At 55.7% G+C, this 17,318-nt stretch carries 16 protein-coding genes and 2 pseudogenes; 12 read left to right on the top strand and 6 right to left on the bottom strand.

Annotation, left to right across the window (positions count from 1 at the left end; genetic code table 11):
• Positions 1–70: 70 nt before the first annotated feature.
• A pseudogene (locus LL06_RS28145) lies at positions 71–482 on the top strand (IS481 family transposase); the annotation flags it as partial.
• Here the strand turns inward: LL06_RS28145 and LL06_RS01685 are convergent.
• The 6 genes and pseudogenes from LL06_RS01685 to LL06_RS01660 form a co-directional block, all read right to left on the bottom strand.
• Positions 479–802 (bottom strand): annotated as a pseudogene (locus LL06_RS01685) (HAD-IC family P-type ATPase); the annotation flags it as partial. The pseudogenes LL06_RS28145 and LL06_RS01685 sit on opposite strands and share 4 nt — an antisense overlap.
• A gap of 13 nt (positions 803–815) precedes the next feature.
• Positions 816–1,580, bottom strand: coding sequence for a glutaredoxin family protein (locus tag LL06_RS01680; protein WP_035521368.1), 765 nt, complete (start codon positions 1,578–1,580; stop codon positions 816–818).
• 24 nt (positions 1,581–1,604) lie between these two features.
• Positions 1,605–2,453: a DUF6692 family protein gene (locus LL06_RS01675; protein ID WP_244447009.1), complete on the bottom strand. Its 849-nt coding sequence runs from the start codon at positions 2,451–2,453 to the stop codon at positions 1,605–1,607.
• A 121-nt stretch (positions 2,454–2,574) separates the two neighbouring features.
• Positions 2,575–2,913 carry a potassium channel family protein gene (locus LL06_RS01670; RefSeq protein ID WP_244447008.1) on the bottom strand — a complete coding sequence of 113 codons (339 nt, stop codon included), beginning with the start codon at positions 2,911–2,913 and terminating at the stop codon, positions 2,575–2,577.
• 99 nt (positions 2,914–3,012) lie between these two features.
• The gene (gene cueR / locus LL06_RS01665; RefSeq protein ID WP_035521362.1) at positions 3,013–3,426 is read right to left on the bottom strand and encodes a Cu(I)-responsive transcriptional regulator; all 414 of its coding nucleotides are present in this window, start codon (positions 3,424–3,426) and stop codon (positions 3,013–3,015) included.
• On the bottom strand, positions 3,423–5,960 hold the full coding sequence (locus LL06_RS01660; protein WP_052161103.1) for a heavy metal translocating P-type ATPase: 2,538 nt from the start codon (positions 5,958–5,960) through the stop codon (positions 3,423–3,425). The genes cueR and LL06_RS01660 overlap by 4 nt, the downstream gene beginning before the upstream one ends.
• Before the next feature lie 137 nt (positions 5,961–6,097).
• On the opposite strand from LL06_RS01660, the gene LL06_RS26715 reads away from it, so the two are divergent.
• From LL06_RS26715 to LL06_RS01615, 11 genes are all read left to right on the top strand, one after another.
• A complete protein-coding gene (locus LL06_RS26715; RefSeq protein ID WP_081963586.1) occupies positions 6,098–6,304 on the top strand; it encodes a heavy-metal-associated domain-containing protein in 207 nt (68 codons plus the stop codon).
• A gap of 303 nt (positions 6,305–6,607) precedes the next feature.
• The gene (locus LL06_RS26710) at positions 6,608–7,255 is read left to right on the top strand and encodes a sigma factor (protein ID WP_081963581.1); all 648 of its coding nucleotides are present in this window, start codon (positions 6,608–6,610) and stop codon (positions 7,253–7,255) included.
• Positions 7,256–7,321: 66 nt separating this feature from the next.
• Positions 7,322–7,648 (top strand): hypothetical protein, encoded by a 327-nt coding sequence (locus LL06_RS01650; protein WP_035521358.1) that lies wholly within the window; start codon positions 7,322–7,324, stop codon positions 7,646–7,648.
• Between the two features lie 217 nt (positions 7,649–7,865).
• Positions 7,866–8,564, top strand: coding sequence for a CBS domain-containing protein (locus LL06_RS01640; protein ID WP_035521355.1), 699 nt, complete (start codon positions 7,866–7,868; stop codon positions 8,562–8,564).
• Between the two features lie 233 nt (positions 8,565–8,797).
• The gene (locus LL06_RS27175) at positions 8,798–9,007 is read left to right on the top strand and encodes a hypothetical protein (RefSeq protein WP_152599455.1); all 210 of its coding nucleotides are present in this window, start codon (positions 8,798–8,800) and stop codon (positions 9,005–9,007) included.
• 952 nt (positions 9,008–9,959) lie between these two features.
• Positions 9,960–10,499 carry a ubiquinol-cytochrome c reductase iron-sulfur subunit gene (gene petA, locus LL06_RS26705; protein WP_081963580.1) on the top strand — a complete coding sequence of 180 codons (540 nt, stop codon included), beginning with the start codon at positions 9,960–9,962 and terminating at the stop codon, positions 10,497–10,499.
• A 22-nt stretch (positions 10,500–10,521) separates the two neighbouring features.
• Positions 10,522–11,910, top strand: a complete 1,389-nt coding sequence (locus LL06_RS01635; protein WP_244447007.1) for an MBL fold metallo-hydrolase — start codon at positions 10,522–10,524, stop codon at positions 11,908–11,910.
• Complete coding sequence (locus tag LL06_RS01630) at positions 11,907–13,415, top strand: thymidine phosphorylase family protein (protein ID WP_035521351.1); 1,509 nt, start codon at positions 11,907–11,909, stop codon at positions 13,413–13,415. Before LL06_RS01635 ends, LL06_RS01630 begins: the two co-directional genes overlap by 4 nt.
• Positions 13,412–14,317 carry a ribose-phosphate diphosphokinase gene (locus LL06_RS01625; protein WP_035521348.1) on the top strand — a complete coding sequence of 302 codons (906 nt, stop codon included), beginning with the start codon at positions 13,412–13,414 and terminating at the stop codon, positions 14,315–14,317. The genes LL06_RS01630 and LL06_RS01625 overlap by 4 nt, the downstream gene beginning before the upstream one ends.
• Complete coding sequence (locus LL06_RS26700) at positions 14,314–14,757, top strand: c-type cytochrome (RefSeq protein ID WP_244447006.1); 444 nt, start codon at positions 14,314–14,316, stop codon at positions 14,755–14,757. Before LL06_RS01625 ends, LL06_RS26700 begins: the two co-directional genes overlap by 4 nt.
• Positions 14,758–14,765: 8 nt before the next feature.
• Positions 14,766–17,156 carry a copper-translocating P-type ATPase gene (locus tag LL06_RS01615; RefSeq protein WP_173426098.1) on the top strand — a complete coding sequence of 797 codons (2,391 nt, stop codon included), beginning with the start codon at positions 14,766–14,768 and terminating at the stop codon, positions 17,154–17,156.
• The last annotated feature ends 162 nt before the right edge of the window (positions 17,157–17,318 follow it).

Raw genomic sequence — 17,318 nt, 5'->3', positions numbered from 1 at the left:
AATGGAAGGAAACGTTATGTGACAAGTTCGTCACGGGAGCGCCACGACCACGCACGCCGTCAGAGCTGCAATACAGCGATCGCAAACTTCGCGCGCTCAGCTGAGCCGGGAGCTGGGTATTAACCCCAAGACCGTTGCGAAATGGCGGAAGCGGACGACGATTGAGGATATGAAGACTGGCCCGAAAGAACCTCGCTCAACGGTCCTGACCGAAGCCGAAGAAGCGGCAATCGTGGCGTTCCGTCGCCAAACGCTGTTACCGCTGGACGATTGTTATTACGCCCTGTAGTCGTCGATCCCGCATCTGACGCGATCGGCGCTGCATCCATGGCCCGGCAGGCAAGTGTAGCGCCGCCGAGAGGGGCTGCCTGCAGCGGCATGGCATCTCTCGCCTGCCTGAAATCGAGGGGGACAAGCCGAAGCGCCAGAAGTTTAAGCGCTACCCCATCGGCTTCTTTCACATTGATACTGCTGAAGTCCAAAAAAGATTTTGACGGATGTTGCGCATGCTGCGGTCGGAAATCTCAAAGGCATTTACCACGCCACACAGGTCACCAGACATCAGGACGACGTCGGCTGGTTCGATCGCAACGTCTGTACCTGTACCGATGACGAAGCCCACGTCCGCATGGGACAATACCGGTGCATCGTTGATACCGTCCCCGACAAAGGTAACCCGCATCTTGGCGCCGCCTAGCTCGTCTAACGTTTCCATCTTGCCGTCGGGCAACACCCCCGGCGATTACGCGGTCTCACGCTTGTCCCCGGTTATCATGGCGACTTTCACAGCCAGTTTGTGCAGGTTGACTACAAAGTTACTGCCAGCCAAGCAAAAATGTCTTGAACGGCATCCAGACTCCCATCAACATCATCATAAGATTTTCGGTCAGCGATACGAAGCCTAGCGGCACATTGCTGCTCCCTCCTACACAGGCACATTTGAGTTCACGCCGGTCGAAATAGACCGCTTTGATGACAGATACTGCGCCAACTGTTCCGATAAACAACGCCGCAGGAGCTGACAGCCAGATTAGGGTACCGGCTAGCATCAGAATTCCGGCAACTGCTTCTACGAATGGATAGATGTACCCGTACCGGACCCAGCGACGAGCGAGCAGGTCGTAGTTGAGGAACATCGTTGAGAAGCTTTCGATATCCTGCAGTTTCTGGATTGCTAGGAGGCACATCGAGATCGCGAGGAACCATTCCAGTGCACGCAATGTCAGTATCGAACCGAACATGGCCCAACTCAGACCAAGCGCCATCAGGAAGGCCACCGAAAAGATTGCGATAACAGGTCGGTAACTGGTCTCGTCTTGGTCTGTCCGCGCCTTCCCGAAGTATTCACGCAGGTCGTCGTATCCGCCAATCCGCTGATTCTCGATCCATGTCTGGGGGGTCGTCCCGACGCCTTCCTTATTCAAGAAGGCATCGGTTTCGTCGCGGGTGGTCAGATGATGGTCCGCTACTCTATATCCTTTTCGCTCCAACAGGTCCTTCGATTTGAGACCGTAGGGGCAGATATGCCCGGGCATTACCATGCGGTAAAGAACTGCCGTCTCCGCTGTAGTGTAGGCCATATCTCACGCCTCCTTCGATGTCGATTATTTATCGCAACTGTAGAAGCCACGGTAGCCTGCGGTCAGACCGGTTTCGAGTTCCAGAGACATGTCAGCTTCGGCAGGCTCCGCTCCAATAGAGCCGAGTGGGGCCGGGTTGTCTCCAGCGGCGTCGATGCGAATCGCCATACCTTCCATACTGAACTCAGTGGGTGAAGCTGCGTCTATGCTGACCAGATCACCGCTGAGCTTAACCAGGCCGACGGTTTGTCCATCTACTTCCCCTATGGCAAACGCAGGCGGGCTTCCGGTAGTGTAATTGAATGTGCAAGCTGGTCCGTTCGGGAACAATGCCGCAATCTCGGTATCGAACAGGAAACCGGGATCGGTCACCGCGACATCTGCTGTTGAAAGCGCCCGTTCAAGGCTGACAAGTTGAGCGCGTGACTGCTGCTCCTGTTCAGGAACATCGCCAGATGTCTCAATACTGTTGATCAGATAGCGCATCTCCGCGATTTCTTTGTCCTGCGCATAAATAATTTCGTCAGCGAGCTTGCGAACACGTGAATCAGAGATGTTTGCGCGGCTCGAAGTCATGATCGCGATCGAGTGGTGAGGGATCATTGCGCGCATATAGCTGGTATCGCCAACCGTCACCTGGCTACGAACCAGCCATAGAGAGGCGGAGAACGCGATGACCGCAGCACCGAAGATTGCGGCATTGATCACTTTTCTGGAGTACATCGACAGCATGAAACCCAGCATGATGATCGCCATTGCCGCGCCCATCAAAAGCGCCATGTAGGCGCGGGTCTCTGACCAGAAAATGTGGGAAACAAGGTAGGTGTTGAGGTACATTAATCCGAACATCACGACCGTCGAGGTCGCGATCATCGCGGCGAATCTCCAATATGACATAGCTCACTCCTTCAACTAGGTTGTCAAAAAGGTAGTGAATAAACGACCTTCCAGCGCTGGAAGGTTCCAAAAAAACAAGCCAACAAGCGTTGCCTTCTTAATCTGCATCTCTCGTGACGACGTGAAAGATGGTGGAAGCCGAGCAACTAATCAGCAGGAAGCCGTTCAGTGCTTCAATGCCTGCAAGAAAACGCAAATGACCCGTGGGATAAATATCTCCAAGCCCCAATGACGAGTAATTGACAACGGAGAAATAGAAGACATCCATAAAAGAACTGACATTCCCTTGAGCAAAACCACCGATGCCCATGATCTCGCCCAAGTTGAACCCAACAGCGTAGAGTCCTGCTTCAAGGATGTGGGCAGTCGCCAGAGAATATAGGGCAAATAGAAGATTGCCAGACCGCGAAAGAGAGATTTGTTTGGTGACCGCCATCACGAGGCTCATAGCGCGAACATGGACGAGCCCGCTCAATCCGAATAGCAGTACTGCAAACACGACTACCCAAGCCAACTTTGCTGACCCCTTTTAAGCTTATTGGTTTGGTTGTTCCTCGTCGCTTTGTTTCATAGCCAGGTCGGCTAGTATTGGACAATCCGGACGATGATCACCCGTGCAGGCGTCAACAAGAAACGAAAGCGTCACCCGCATTTCCGTCAGTTCTGCGATCTTTTTGTCGATCCGTTGGAGATGCTGCTCGGCGATCTCCTTGACCTCGGCACTGGCGCGCTTCTCATCTCCATAAAGTGCAAGCAAACTACGGCAATCTTCTATACTGAATCCAAGCGCACGCGCGCGGCCCAGGAAGGCCAACCTGTGTGCATCTCTTTCGCAGAAGGTGCGATAGCCGTTCGAACTGCGCAAGGGCTTCACGAGACCTATATCCTCGTAATAGCGGATCGTCTTGGCAGGCAGCCCCGACAGGATAGCGACATCTCCGATATTCATTGCACCTTTCCTCCGTATTCAGCGACAACGAGGGTAGCGGGGACAGCCCTCTCAACACCTGAATCTATTAAATTGGATTCATCCATTGCCGGCCTGACCCAACGCAAGCGCAGAGCGTTCGTCAGCACGAAGATCGAGCTGAGAGCCATCGCCCCGGCAGCCAGCACCGGTGACAGCATCAAGCCAAAGACGGGAAATAGCGCTCCTGCTGCTAAGGGAATGAGGGCAACATTGTATCCAAAAGCCCAAAACAGATTCTGACGGATGTTGCGCATGGTGCGGTCGGAAATCTCAAAGGCATTGACCACGCCACGCAGGTCACCTGACATCAGGACGACGTCGGCTGACTCGATCGCAACGTCTGTACCTGTACCGATGGCGATGCCCACGTCCGCATGGGCCAATGCCGGCGCATCGTTGATACCGTCCCCGACAAAGGCAATCCGCATCTTGGCGCCGCGTAGCTCGTCCAACGCTTCCACCTTGCCGTCGGGCAACACCCCGGCGATTACGTGATCGATGCCAGTCTCGCGGGCAATGACTTCTGCTGTCTCGCGCTTGTCACCGGTTATCATTGCGACTTTCAGGCCCAGATTGTGGAGGGCGGCGACTGCTGCACGGCTGGCCGGTTTAACAGGGTCCGCAACTCCGATCACGGCGGCGACCAGCCCGTCCACCGCGACGTACAGTGCCGTTCGCCCACTAACGGCAAGGCGCGTTTCGGCATCCGCGAGTGCGCCAACAGAAAGCCCCTCCCGGGTCATCAGCCGATCCGCACCGACCAGAATCTCCCGACCGGCAACACGTGCCCGAACACCATAGCCCGTGATGGACTCGAAGCCTTGGACGTCCTGCGAAACAGACCCTTCGGCACGCCCAGCGCGTACGATCGCTTCAGCGATAGGATGTTCCGAGCGTGCCTCGACCGCCGCAACCAACGCCAACACCTCTCCGTGTTCGAAGCCATCGGCCAACACGAGGTCGGTCAATTCCGGGCGGCCCTCGGTCACCGTGCCGGTCTTGTCGAGCGCGACCACGTCCACGCCGGTCAATTGTTGCAATGCATCGCCCTTGCGGAACAGCACTCCCATTTCCGCCGCGCGGCCGGTTCCAACCATGATCGAGGTTGGCGTGGCCAGGCCCATCGCGCAGGGACAGGCGATGATCAGCACAGACACGCCTGCCACCAGTGCGTAGGAAAGTGCGGGCGACGGCCCGACGACCATCCAGACCAGCACCGTGAACGCTGCGAGCGCCATCACCGCAGGTACGAACCATAGTGTGATCCGATCCACCATGCCCTGAATCGGCAGTTTGGCCCCCTGGGCCTCCTCGACCATTCGAATGATCTGCGCCAGCGTCGTGTCGGCACCAACGCGTGTGGCGCGGAACTGAAAGCTGCCGGCACCGTTGACTGTTCCACCAGTGACGGGATCGCCGGGTACTTTGCTTGCAGGAACCGGCTCCCCGGTGATCATGCTTTCATCCACATGGGCACTGCCTTGGGTCACCTCGCCGTCCACTGCGATGCGTTCACCGGGGCGCACCACAAGAATGTCACCGGTTCGAATCCTCTCGATGGGCACGTCCTGCGGTTCGCCGTCCACAAGAGCCCGCGCTGTCCGTGCCTGCAACCCCATTAGCTTCTGGATGGCAGCACCGGTTCGGCCCTTGGCGCGCGCCTCCATCCATCGTCCCAGTAGGATCAGCACCACTATCACCGCTGCCGCCTCAAAATAGACGGCCCGCGTGCCATCGGGCAGCAAAGAGGGGGCAAAGAGTGCGACGATGGAATAGAGATAGGCTGCCCCAGTTCCCATTGCGACGAGGCTGTTCATGTCTGGTGCGCCCTTCAGGAGGGCTGGAAAACCTGCTGTGTAGAAATGGCGGCCAGGCCATGCAAGTACGATAGTAGTCAGAACGAATTGGATCATCCAGCTGGTTTGATGCCCGATCGTTCGCCCGATAAGTTCGTGCATGCCCGGCACAATATGCGCACCCATTTCCAGCAAGAAGACGGGAAGCGCGATTGCCGCAGCGAACGCTGTCCTTTTGGCAAACTCCCGCGCCTCGCTTTCCTTGCGGGTGCTGCGGTCCTCGATCACCGAGTCGTCTGCGCTCTGGGCAGGGTAGCCTGCATCTGCGGCCGCCTTCAGCAAGTCTGACAATTCGACCACACCCTCTGCAACGGTCACTTTCGCGGTCTCCGTCGCGAGATTGACGTTTACGTTGAGCACACCGGACACTGCCGCAAGTGCTTGGTCCACACGTCCCACGCACGACGCGCAGGACATGGACGACACATTCAGGCGGATGCTCCGGGTCCGGGCGGGATAACCAGCTCGTTCCAGCGCCTCGACAACATCTGGGATGACCGCGGAAGAACCAAGCCGGATCAGTGCAGTCTCGGTCGCCAGGTTCACATTAACCTCTTCAATACCGGGGATAGCCAATAGCGTGCGCTCGACTCGCCCGACGCAGGATGCGCATGACATGTTCTGGACTGAAAGCCTCAGATTTTGTGTGGCGGGCATGAAGATCTCCTTATAGCTCGCAACATAACTAGAGCTTCCACTCGCTGGAAGGTCAAGTCTGTCAGATTATTTTATTTGGCCCTTGACCTTCCCGTACTGGAAGCACTCATGTGAAGGGTTGAATGAAGGAGAAAGACATGACGAGCTATTATATCCCAAGCATGAGTTGTGGACACTGCACTGCAGCAATCGAAAATGCGATCAAGGCAATTGACCCAACAGCAAACGTTTTGTGCGAGGTAGCTTCGCACACTGTTTCAGTAGAAAGCTTTCTGACCGACCGTGCGATCTCGATGGCAATCCGCGATGCGGGTTATGAAGTTGTCGCCCCTTCGTCTTCCTGACGTAGAAACAGCATTAGTCGAACACGGGTCTATAATAGTGGGCTGTGCCAGTCCGCCTATCCTACCGTTCAACCTGTCTATCAATAGATGACGTAGCCCTGCCGAATCCGACTAATTGTGGCTGGAAATTTCCATTTATGATCCCGTGAACGGGAGAAGGAGAGCTCCATCAAAGCATCTAAGTTCAGCAAGGTGCCTGTTGCGTTTGACTTGGGTCATTGTGTGTAACCGTCATGTGCAATCATATTTCGCGGTATAAATCGGAGTCGTAACAAGCCTCAAAATGCGAAAGACGGTATTATAATGGTCAAAAAGGAAAAAGCTAAGACATTGAACCTGGATGCAGGACCTGAGCATTCTTTGCTGGAAGGGCGTAGTGCATTCTTCGGTTTTTTGATGAAACGTCTCGGCAATCGGGCCGATGCGGAGGACGTGTTGCAAGAGTTTTCCATTCGGGTGCTCGCTCGCAAAGATCAACTGCGCGAAGCAGATCGTATGGATGCTTGGCTCTATGCCATTTTGCGCTCGACCCTGAACGATCACTACCGGAGGTCGAAACGGCTGAACCGCTTGACCGACGCTGTCGCCCGCGAGCCAGCGGCGTGGATACAAGAGGCCCCCGAACAATTGGGCAAACTTTGCACTTGCCCGGGTGGATTGATCTCGGATCTCCGCCCCACCGATGCCCAATTGATCCAGCGGGTCGACTTTGGTGAGGATGATCGCATTGCTGTCGCTGCAGATTTGAAGATTAGCCATAACGCGCTGGGCGTGCGCTTGCACCGGGCCCGTATGGCGCTACGCGAAGCACTCGTCGTACATTGCGGCACGTGTTGCGAAACTTCCCGCAACGACTGTTATTGCGCGCCAGAAGGCTGCGAGAACGAAGAACACGGCTCGAGTTGCGTTACAGAAATCAAGCCGTCCGACCATATCCGCCCAACCGTGTAAGAATAGTCGCTCTGCGACGTCTCCCTATGTGAACCTGCCTTTTGGGTGACAACGCAGGAGTATTCGATGGGACAGAAGACAGAGGCTCGGATTCGGCAACGAGGCAGTTTGCGTGCGACCGATGCGGAACTATCTGCGCTTGTAAGCCAGATGGCGTGCCGATGTGCGAAATGCACGAATTATGACGATGCACCCCTGGCACGGGCAATGTTTCAAAGCGTCGAGGAACGCGGCCAGACCTTGGACGCCGCTGCCGGATCGCTTGGGATCGATGTGGGGGACGGTGCCTATTTGCTGGCTGGTTTGCGCCAAGACGTTGCGGTCGATTTCGCGTTGACACTACTGACTGGTCGAAAACCGGACCTTCTGAACCGGCAGGAGGAGCCTGTCTGATGTGCGCTCGAAACTCTCCCGCTAGAAGGCGCCTTCAAGGATGCTTCGGGCGCATGACGGCTTGTCCTTAAAGCTACAAGAGGCATTTTGGACCGCAATCGTCGCGGAGCGCCCCAAAAAGTAACGAAGTCCGGCTCGGATGCAGTGTGCCCTGTCCCCGCCCGCGCTGATAACGGTGGGGAATACCGCCGCCGCGAACTTGAAAAGGAAATTCCACATGCTCGCAAAAGACATCATGACAACGACGGTGATCTCGCTCTCATCCAATGAAACTGTTGAGGAGGCAGTGCGTCTGATGCTCGCTCATCACGTCAGCGCCTTACCTGTGCTGGATGCTGAGGGAGAGGTGATCGGCCTCATTAGCGAGGGGGATCTGATGCGAAGGGTCCGCAATACGGGCGACGTACGCCGATCGTGGTGGCTCGAGATTTTCGCTCGAGCGTCTGAAAACGTCGAGGAATTCGTCAAACTGCGTAGTCAACACGTCGCGGACGTCATGACGCGAAAAGTCTTATCGGTAGATGAAGAAACGCCAGTCAGTGAAATTGCGAAACTCCTTGAGACACATCGAATCAAGCGCGTCCCGGTGTTGCGTGGAGGCCTGCTGGTCGGAATAGTGAGCCGCGCAAACCTGCTCCACGCCCTGTCCAGGGCTGACCAACGCGGACTTCCTGAGCCGTCAGACGATGATCGTGAATTGCGTATCAGAATTGACGCTGCGCTGAAGGAAGTGCCAGTCGCGTGGTCCAATCTCATTAACTATTCGGTTGAAAACGGAAAAGTATCCGTGAGTGGCTTGGTAGACAGTCGGGCAGAAGAAAACGCGATCCGTGTTGCCATCGAGAATGTGCAGGGAGTGCAAAATGTGCACCTGCAGTTGGGGCTTGCACCTACCTGGGCTTATTATGGGATCTGAGAACGGGCCGTGTGCCGGCGCCAACTACAATCGAAGACGGGTGGGAGCTACAACCCGGTCCTGAAGACGTCGGCGGTGTTTTTCTAAGGAGTGCCCAATTGACCTGGATCACAAGAACGATCCTGCCTGAATTGTTTGCATGAAGAGACAGAAAAGGCGTCTCTTGTCGAAAGCTTGTCTGAACAATATTGCCTTTTTGTCACGGGCATGTTCGCTCTGGCACCGCAGTGCCGATGTTTGTGCTTTCGGCGGAATTCGACTTTCGTTTGAAAGATGGCGTCCCGTACGCACAAGCTCTTGGGATTGTGCAGACTGGTGAGGCCGGTATTGCGGCGGTCAGTTCCGACCAAGACTGGGTCAATCATTGCCAGTCAATTCCTGGCCGCCATACTGCGCTTTTGCCGGTATGGGAAACGGTTCTTTGGGTTTGCATCATTGAATGAACCGTTTGAAATAGCCCCTGACTGATTTGCGTCATCACGAACGTCTGGTTTGCTCCGTCCCCGCGCAAACCGCCTGTCGCAGGCCTAGCCGCTTTCAGAGGTCGGCAGCATTCCCCTTGTTACCGCTCTGAGAGCGGGCCAACGAACGATTGCGGTCAATCTGTAATGGTTTGCCACCAGCAACGTCTAAAGCGTGAAACCCACAGCAAAGGAGGTCATCATGGATCTGAAATCTGCAACCCAAACCGAAGACCGTTCCAAGGAAAAATTGGACGGATCTTGCGCCGGCGGACATAACCTAAAGCCTAAAGCCAAATCAGAGTCCGACAGAGATAGTTCCGACATCGCCAAGCAAGACAAGGCAGGTTGCTGTTGCGGCAGCCACAATTAACAATTGGCACGATATGCAATCCACTTGAATTCAGCCCGACGCTCCCGGAGAGAGGAAACCGTAATACTCAAACATCGGAAACGATGAATAGTAAGCTCATCTCCCCTGGCGCGACGTACATTCCAATAGCACAGGCCGATCACAGCCAAGGTGCGCATCCGCAAACATCAACGGATCTTCAGCAGAAGGCCAATTAGGTTTGAGGAACGATGATTCAAACGAAACAATGGGTGATGACGGGAACCAAATCATAAACGGCTAAACTCGACCTTTGGCCATCACCTATACAAAATGTAGAGACCATCATTATGGCTTTATCGATAAGACTTTGCATTAATTCAAATACTATTGTCTTGCTTCTGGCGATTTTCCCTATTTACCGTGATGAATACATGATGAAAAGACGACGCATGATAATTAGCAGAGAATTTTAATAATATACTATATATATCTTTCTTTTTGAGGCCTGAAGAGTACTTAAATAATTAGCGAAATTTGTGAAGCTGTTTGATTTTTCACATTCTGAACAGCGCGTACAGGCAATGAAGGAGAAAAACGGGCATGCCCACAATTTGGGACGACAAAACAAAATCGAGCAGACGTGATTTTCTATATGTGGCGACCGGAACTGTGGGTGTGGTTGGTGTAGTTGCGGCGATGTGGCCATTTATAGATAGCCTAAACCCATCGGCCGACGTCCTGGGGCAAGCTAGTATTGAAGTATCGCTAGGGTCTATCGAGGTGGGACAGCGCGTGACTGTCAAATGGCGCGGCCAACCAATTTTTATCGACCGACGTACACCTTCCCAGATTGCTTCCGCCATTGCAGATGATTCAGCCGAATTGCGCGACCCGCAAACGGACAGCGAAAGGGTCCAAGACGCTGAATGGTTAATCGTTGTTGGTATTTGTACGCATTTGGGGTGTGTGCCTTTAGGGCAACGGAAGGGTGATCCGCAAGGTCAGTGGGGTGGTTGGTTTTGTCCCTGTCACGGGTCTCATTATGATGCATCCGGACGCATTCGAAAGGGTCCAGCGCCAAAAAACCTGGTTGTCCCGCCCTATCGATTGGCGTCATCCGGCACGGTTATCATTGGGTAGCGTTGCATCGAAGAGGACCAAGATGATGTCAGCAAACTATAAGAAATCGCTTCGTTTCCTCGGTGCTGCAGGGACCGTCACTGGCTCGCGGTATCTGGTCGAAGCGGGGAAGCGCCGCATTCTTGTCGATTGCGGGTTGTTTCAAGGCTTCAAGTCTCTTCGAGATCGCAATCGCAAACCGTTTCCGGTACGTCCCGCGTCGATCGACACCGTTCTTCTCACTCATGCTCATCTGGATCATTCCGGCTATCTTCCAGCACTTGTTCGTGCTGGCTTTTCCGGAAAGGTTCATTGTACTCAGGCTACCGAAGACCTGTGCGGTCTGATCCTGCCTGACAGCGGACATATCCAGGAAGAAGAGGCGCGCTACGCGAAACGCAAAGGATACGCCAAACATAAAAACCCGACCCCTCTTTATACGCTGAACGATGCTAAAGCCGCACTCAAAAGACTGACCCCGCACCCTTTCGGACGGCGGATCGATCTTGGTGACGGCATCACTGCCACTTTTATCCCTGCTGGCCATCTGCTTGGTGCCGCACAGATCCGGTTGGAACTTGGAGACAGAATTGTGCACTTCAGTGGCGACCTTGGTCGCCAAGCCGATCCGATGATGGCCCCCCCCGAGCCTTTTCACGGTGCAGATGTACTGGTTTGCGAGTCAACTTATGGCAACCGGGCTCACGCGAAAATCGACGCGGAAGCCGAACTCGCCCCATTTCTAAAGCGCACTTTTGCCCGCGGGGGTACGGTGCTGATTCCCGCTTTCGCTGTCGGACGCGCTCAGGGAATTCTCTATCATGTAGCCCGGCTGATGAAACGCGGTGAAATCCCCCACGTTCCGGTCTTCCTGAATAGTCCGATGTCGGTTAACGCCACTGCCATCTACCACCGTCACCACGAAGAGCATCATGTCACATGGGAAGATTGCAAGGCGATGTTCGATATCGCCGAGCGAGTTAACTCGGTCGAGCAATCAAAGGAACTGAACACCCGCCAGGGACCAATGATCATCGTTTCTGCCAGCGGAATGCTGACTGGAGGGCGCATTTTGCATCATATCGCAAGCTTCGGCGGCGACCGGCGCAACGCAATCTTGCTCTCAGGCTTTCAAGCGGGCGGTACGCGTGGCGCTGCGCTAGCCGAGGGTGCCAAGACGCTTAAAATGTTTGGGCGTGAATTCGCAATTGAAGCTGAAGTGGTTCAGTTGACTGCGTTCTCAGGCCACGCTGATGTAGGTGAAATACTTGACTGGATGCGCCACGCTGACCGTCCGCCTCAAATGACCTATCTGACGCACGGGGAACCATCCGCGTCGGATACCTTGCGATCGCGCGTTCAAGACGAACTGAGCTGGAAAGTGCGTGCCCCGGAACACCTAGAAACCGTCAATCTGGATCGACCCCGATGACCAACACCCTGTCACTCATCCCATCGGGTATTGATACGTATCGTCAGGCAGTCGTTTACATGAACGAGGATTGCCATATTTGCCGTGCGGAGGGCTTCTCAGCCCAAGCACGTATTCGTATTGATCTGAGTGACCGCTGGATAATCGCGACGTTGAATGTGGTGGCGCGAGGCGGGTGGTTGGCGGTCGACGAGGCTGCGCTCTCAACTTCGGGCTGGGAGGCGCTGGGCGCGCAGCTGGGTGCCCGCGGGCATTTTTCCCATGCCGACGTGCCTTTTTCTGCCTCGTCCATACGCGCCAAGGCTTACGGCCGCCGTCTTGATCAGAACAGCTTTTCTGCCATCATCCAAGACACACTCGACAATCGGCTTTCGGATCTTCACCTTGCCGCTTTCATCACCTCTTGTGCAGGTGACCGCCTGAGTGAGAGCGAGACAGTAGCTTTGACCCGTGCCATGCAGACTGCAGGCGAAACGCTTGACTGGGGCGGAGCAGTGGTTCTTGATAAGCATTGCGTGGGCGGCCTGCCAGGAAATCGGACGACGCCCATTGTCGTTGCCATAATAGCCGCAGCAGGGCAGCTTATTCCAAAAACCTCGAGCCGTGCGATTACGTCACCTGCCGGAACCGCAGATACGATGGAGGTAATGGCGCCCGTGGCGCTCGACGCCGACGCTTTGCGAAAGGTAGTAGAGCTCGAAGGTGGATGCATCGTATGGGGGGGCGGGTTGAACCTCAGTCCTGCCGATGATCATTTCATTCGCATCGAACGGCCACTCGATTTCGATAGCACCGGACAAATGGTTGCGAGTGTGTTGTCCAAAAAGGCGGCAGTCGGCGCAACGCACGTGCTTATCGACATGCCGGTGGGTCCAACAGCCAAGGTCCGCTCAACCGAGGCCGCCGCGGCGCTGGGCGTAAGACTGAAATTGGTGGGAGCGGCAATCGGCCTCAATGTTACGCTGCATCAAAGTGACGGCTCCTCCCCGGTTGGACGTGGCATCGGCCCTTCGCTCGAGGCACGGGACGTGTTGGCTGTACTCAGGCGCGCGCAGGAAGCGCCGCTGGATTTGCGCGGACGCGCGCTAGATTTGGCAGGCAAACTCCTCGATCTAGCACCCGGTGCCCGCGCCGGGCGGGGCCGCAGAGAGGCAGAAGCGCTTCTTGATAGCGGGGCCGCAGAAGCTAAGTTCTTGGCTATCTGTACCGCGCAAGGTGGATTCCGCGAACCTGACGCTGCAGCGCATCGCATCGAAATAACCGCAGGGGTATCGGGGCAACTTATCGCTATCGACAACCGCCTGATTGCCCGGATCGCAAAACTGGCCGGCGCACCCCGCCAAAAGAGCGCTGGTGTTCGGTTGCTTGCACGAACTGGCGACCAGGTCATCAAGGGGCAACCGCTCTATGAAATCCATGCCGAGACACCCGGCGAACTTGCTTATTCGGCCGGCTATGCGGAAAGCCACTCCAATGTCCTGACGCTTTCGGAGGCGGCAAAATGATCCTGATCCCCTTCCCTGAGATGTTGTCGCTCGCGCAAGCGCTTGCACCAGAACTTGGCGGCGAGTTACGTCATCTCGACTGGCACCGTTTCCCCGATGGCGAGAGCCTCTTGACCCTGCCAGGTGATCTGGATGGAAGCGATATTGCGCTGCTCGCCACCCTCCGCGACCCTGACCGGTTTGCATTACCGCTGCGCTTTGCCGCGACAACAGCGCGGGAAATGGGCGCACGTCGTGTCGGGCTAATCGCGCCCTATCTCGGTTACATGCGTCAGGATCGCCGATTTCAAGTTGGTCAAGCAGTCAGTGCGCAACTCTTCGCAAAGTTTCTCGGCGAAAGTTTCGATTGGCTGATGACAGTCGATCCGCATCTACATCGTATCGCTCGGCTCGACGAAGTGTTTCCGATGCCAACGATCCGTGTGGCCTCAGCTCCACTGCTCGCAGACTGGATCAGGGCGAACCTGCCTGACGCCGTTCTTTTAGGCCCCGATAGTGAAAGCCAGCAATGGGTGGCTGAGGTGGCGAGGCTGGCCGATCGGCCCTACGAAGTCTTGCGCAAGACTCGAACGGGCGACAAGAGTGTTGAAGTCAGTGTGCCGAGGAGTATCACGCTGCATCAGGGTACACCGGTTATCCTGGACGATATTGCCTCTTCGGGCCGGACCATGGTGCGCGCCATCGAACGGCTTGCTGCTACAGGCACCCGCCCACCGGTTTGCATCATCATTCACGCGGTATTTGCAGGCAGCGCATATGAAGACATTCTTGCTGCGGGTGCCGCCCAAGTGGTTACTACCGACACCATACCGCACCCGTCAAACGGTGTATCGGTCGCAACATTAGTGGCGCACGAGATGCAATCGATACTTAGCACATCTATAACGGAGCAGAACTCTTGAAGAAATCAAGCAATATGGCGAGAAACCTGGTTCTCGGGTTTTTCGGTATCGCCGCAGTGGTCGGGTTATACAAGACATTCGCGCCGTCAAGTGCCCCTATGTCTGGATCGATTGCCAGTCAATTTGTCGAGCCAACGTTGTCAGCGGCCGCGCAGGAAGGGGAGGCCCTGTTCAACAAAACCTGCGCCGCCTGTCATGGGCAAAACGCCCTTGGTACCGAAAAAGGGCCACCCTTTATTCATGACATATATAATCCAGGCCACCATTCCGACGACGCTTTTTTCTTTGCGGTCCAAAACGGGGTGCGTCAGCATCATTGGCCCTATGGCGATATGCCCGCCCAGGCGCAAGTCAGTCGGGATGATGTCGCGAAAATCGTAACATATGTCCGGGAACTGCAGTCCGCTAACGGTATCGCTTACCGTCAACACAAAATGTAGGTGCTTCCATGCCAGATCATCATCCCACCGCTGCTGCCGCCGCCCATTCTTCACCTGCAGGCTCTCCGAAGTGGTTCGTCTGTCCGATGCATCCTGAAGTCAGGCAGGCAGGCCCCGGCGACTGCCCGAAATGCGGCATGCACCTTGTGCCAGAGGGGGAGGTTGCGGGGTCGTCCGGCCATCATCATAAGCACAGTGATCAACATTCCCAGCACGCGCATACACACCGCCCTGCCGCCATGAACGGGAAGTATGACACAGTGCCTGCGAACCATTCTGGCGCGGTCTATACATGTCCCATGCACGCACAGGTACGTCAAACCCGTCCCGGCTCGTGCCCGATTTGCGGTATGGGACTGGAATTGGAAACTGCGGCGATGGCCGAGGACGGGCCTAACCCTGAGCTGGTGGATTTCACTCGTCGGTTCTGGGTTGGTACCGTTTTGACGATCCCGTTGCTGGTTTTTACGATGGGACCCTATCTGGGGTTCGGCAGCGTGCGCGACATCTTTGGCGAGCGCATGACACTGTGGATCGAGCTAGTGCTCGGGACGCCAGTTGTCCTGTGGTGCGGCTGGCCCTTCCTGGTGCGCGGTTGGAATTCCTTCCGCCACATGAACCTCAATATGTTCTCGCTAATCAGCATGGGAGTGCTCGCGGCCTGGCTTTTCAGCATCGTGGCAGTGCTGTTCCCTTCCATTTTCCCCGAGGGGTTCCGAGACAGCGAAGGCCATGTTGGAGTCTATTTCGAGGCGGCGGCAGTAATCGTCACACTCGTATTGCTAGGTCAGATAATGGAGCTCCGTGCGCGTGAGGGCACCGGCAAAGCAATCCGTGCTCTTCTGGATATGGCAGCGAAGACTGCCAGGGTGATCCGCAAGGACGGATCTGAAGAGGAGATACCACTTGAAGATGTGCAAGTTGGAGACCGCTTGCGCGTTAGGCCCGGCGACAAAGTACCTGTGGACGGTGTCGTTGTGGATGGGCGCTCGTCGGTTGATGAAAGCATGATTTCCGGGGAACCGGTACCGGTGGAAAAAACACTCGGCGATATGCTGACCGGAGCCACGATTAATGGCACTGGCAGCATGATCATGGAGGCCAAACGTGTCGGTTCAGATACTATGCTCAGCCAGATCGTCCAAATGGTCTCAAATGCACAACGTTCGCGCGCGCCAATACAAAAATATGCAGACCAAGTAGCGGGCTTCTTCGTCCCGGTGGTCATTGGCATCGCTGTTCTGTCATTTATCGCCTGGGCGATCTGGGGACCCGCGCCGGCATTGTCCTACGCGCTGATCGCGGCTGTGGCAGTACTGATCATTGCATGCCCCTGTGCGCTAGGCCTCGCCACGCCCATGTCCATTATGACTGCGACGGGGCGCGGCGCTCAGGCGGGTGTCCTAATCAAGAATGCTGAGGCGCTGGAGCTGTTTGAAAAGGTGGACACGCTCATCGTCGACAAGACGGGGACGCTAACAGAGGGTAAGCCGAAGCTGGTCGCAGTCCTGCCGGAAGTCGGCCACGATGAAGCGGAAGTGCTCAGACTTGCGGCATCGCTCGAACGGGGTTCAGAACATCCGCTTGCCGAGGCTATCGTTCGCGGTGCCGTGGAACGAAATGTTAACATGACCGATGCGACCGACTTTGAGGCGGTGACGGGCAAGGGTGTAAAGGGAAAGGTTGACGGCAGGTCTGTTGCCCTGGGCAACCTCGCCCTGATTTCCGACATGGGGTTGGACGGCGGTGACCTTGCAGTAAAGGCCAATGCCCGTAGAGACGCAGGTGAAACAGTTATGTTTGTGGTGCTGGACGATGCAGTCGCCGGACTTGTCAGCGTCGCCGATCCAGTCAAGGAGACGACCCGAGAGGCGCTCAAAGCGTTGTGTATGCTCGGATTTCGCATCATCATGGCGACCGGCGACAACGAGCGGACCGCGAAAGCAATCGGAGCGCAGCTCGGAATTGACGAAATACGCGCCGATGTACTTCCCGAGGACAAGGCGCGAATCATAAAAGAGTTGCAGGCTCAGGGTCGTAAAGTCGCCATGGCTGGCGACGGCGTGAACGATGCGCCGGCACTCGCACAGGCGGATGTCGGGATAGCGATGGGCACAGGCGCTGATGTCGCTATAGAGAGTGCCGGCATCACCTTGGTCAAGGGTAATCTCGATGGTATCGTGCGTGCCCGCCGCCTCGCACGCGCCACTATGGGAAATATCCGCCAGAACCTCTTCTTCGCGCTCGTCTACAACGCTTCCGGGGTCCCTGTAGCAGCCGGTCTGTTGTTTCCATTTTTCGGCATTTTGATCAGCCCGATGTTTGCGGCCTTTGCAATGAGCGCTTCATCAATTTCGGTAGTGCTTAATGCGCTCAGACTACGTAGTGCAAAAATCTGAAGGAGCGATTCACAAAATGAAATGTATCTGAGGACATTAGACGGCCGTGATACCCGTAATCGCTTCGGAGATACTGGGGACTGTCGCGCCCATCGAGTGCCCGCTTTCCTGCAGCCCATGAGACATGAGACGTTAGATGCATCCCGTTTATTCAGACTCAAA

Origin of the sequence: Hoeflea sp. BAL378 (assembly GCF_000759435.1) — a bacterium.
In the GTDB taxonomy this organism is placed as follows: Bacteria; Pseudomonadota; Alphaproteobacteria; order Rhizobiales; family Rhizobiaceae; genus Hoeflea.
Note: the sequence above shows the minus strand (reverse complement) of the source record. Positions and strands in the feature narration are given on the sequence as shown.

Coding starts and splice junctions, on each gene's coding strand:
- LL06_RS01680 (WP_035521368.1), bottom strand. CDS start 1,580: ATGGCCTACACTACAGCGGAGACGGCAGTTCTTTACCGCATGGTAATG.
- LL06_RS01675 (WP_244447009.1), bottom strand. CDS start 2,453: ATGATCGCGACCTCGACGGTCGTGATGTTCGGATTAATGTACCTCAAC.
- LL06_RS01670 (WP_244447008.1), bottom strand. CDS start 2,913: ATGGCGGTCACCAAACAAATCTCTCTTTCGCGGTCTGGCAATCTTCTA.
- cueR (WP_035521362.1), bottom strand. CDS start 3,426: ATGAATATCGGAGATGTCGCTATCCTGTCGGGGCTGCCTGCCAAGACG.
- LL06_RS01660 (WP_052161103.1), bottom strand. CDS start 5,960: ATGCCCGCCACACAAAATCTGAGGCTTTCAGTCCAGAACATGTCATGC.
- LL06_RS26715 (WP_081963586.1), top strand. CDS start 6,098: ATGACGAGCTATTATATCCCAAGCATGAGTTGTGGACACTGCACTGCA.
- LL06_RS26710 (WP_081963581.1), top strand. CDS start 6,608: ATGGTCAAAAAGGAAAAAGCTAAGACATTGAACCTGGATGCAGGACCT.
- LL06_RS01650 (WP_035521358.1), top strand. CDS start 7,322: ATGGGACAGAAGACAGAGGCTCGGATTCGGCAACGAGGCAGTTTGCGT.
- LL06_RS01640 (WP_035521355.1), top strand. CDS start 7,866: ATGCTCGCAAAAGACATCATGACAACGACGGTGATCTCGCTCTCATCC.
- LL06_RS27175 (WP_152599455.1), top strand. CDS start 8,798: ATGTTTGTGCTTTCGGCGGAATTCGACTTTCGTTTGAAAGATGGCGTC.
- petA (WP_081963580.1), top strand. CDS start 9,960: ATGCCCACAATTTGGGACGACAAAACAAAATCGAGCAGACGTGATTTT.
- LL06_RS01635 (WP_244447007.1), top strand. CDS start 10,522: ATGATGTCAGCAAACTATAAGAAATCGCTTCGTTTCCTCGGTGCTGCA.
- LL06_RS01630 (WP_035521351.1), top strand. CDS start 11,907: ATGACCAACACCCTGTCACTCATCCCATCGGGTATTGATACGTATCGT.
- LL06_RS01625 (WP_035521348.1), top strand. CDS start 13,412: ATGATCCTGATCCCCTTCCCTGAGATGTTGTCGCTCGCGCAAGCGCTT.
- LL06_RS01615 (WP_173426098.1), top strand. CDS start 14,766: ATGCCAGATCATCATCCCACCGCTGCTGCCGCCGCCCATTCTTCACCT.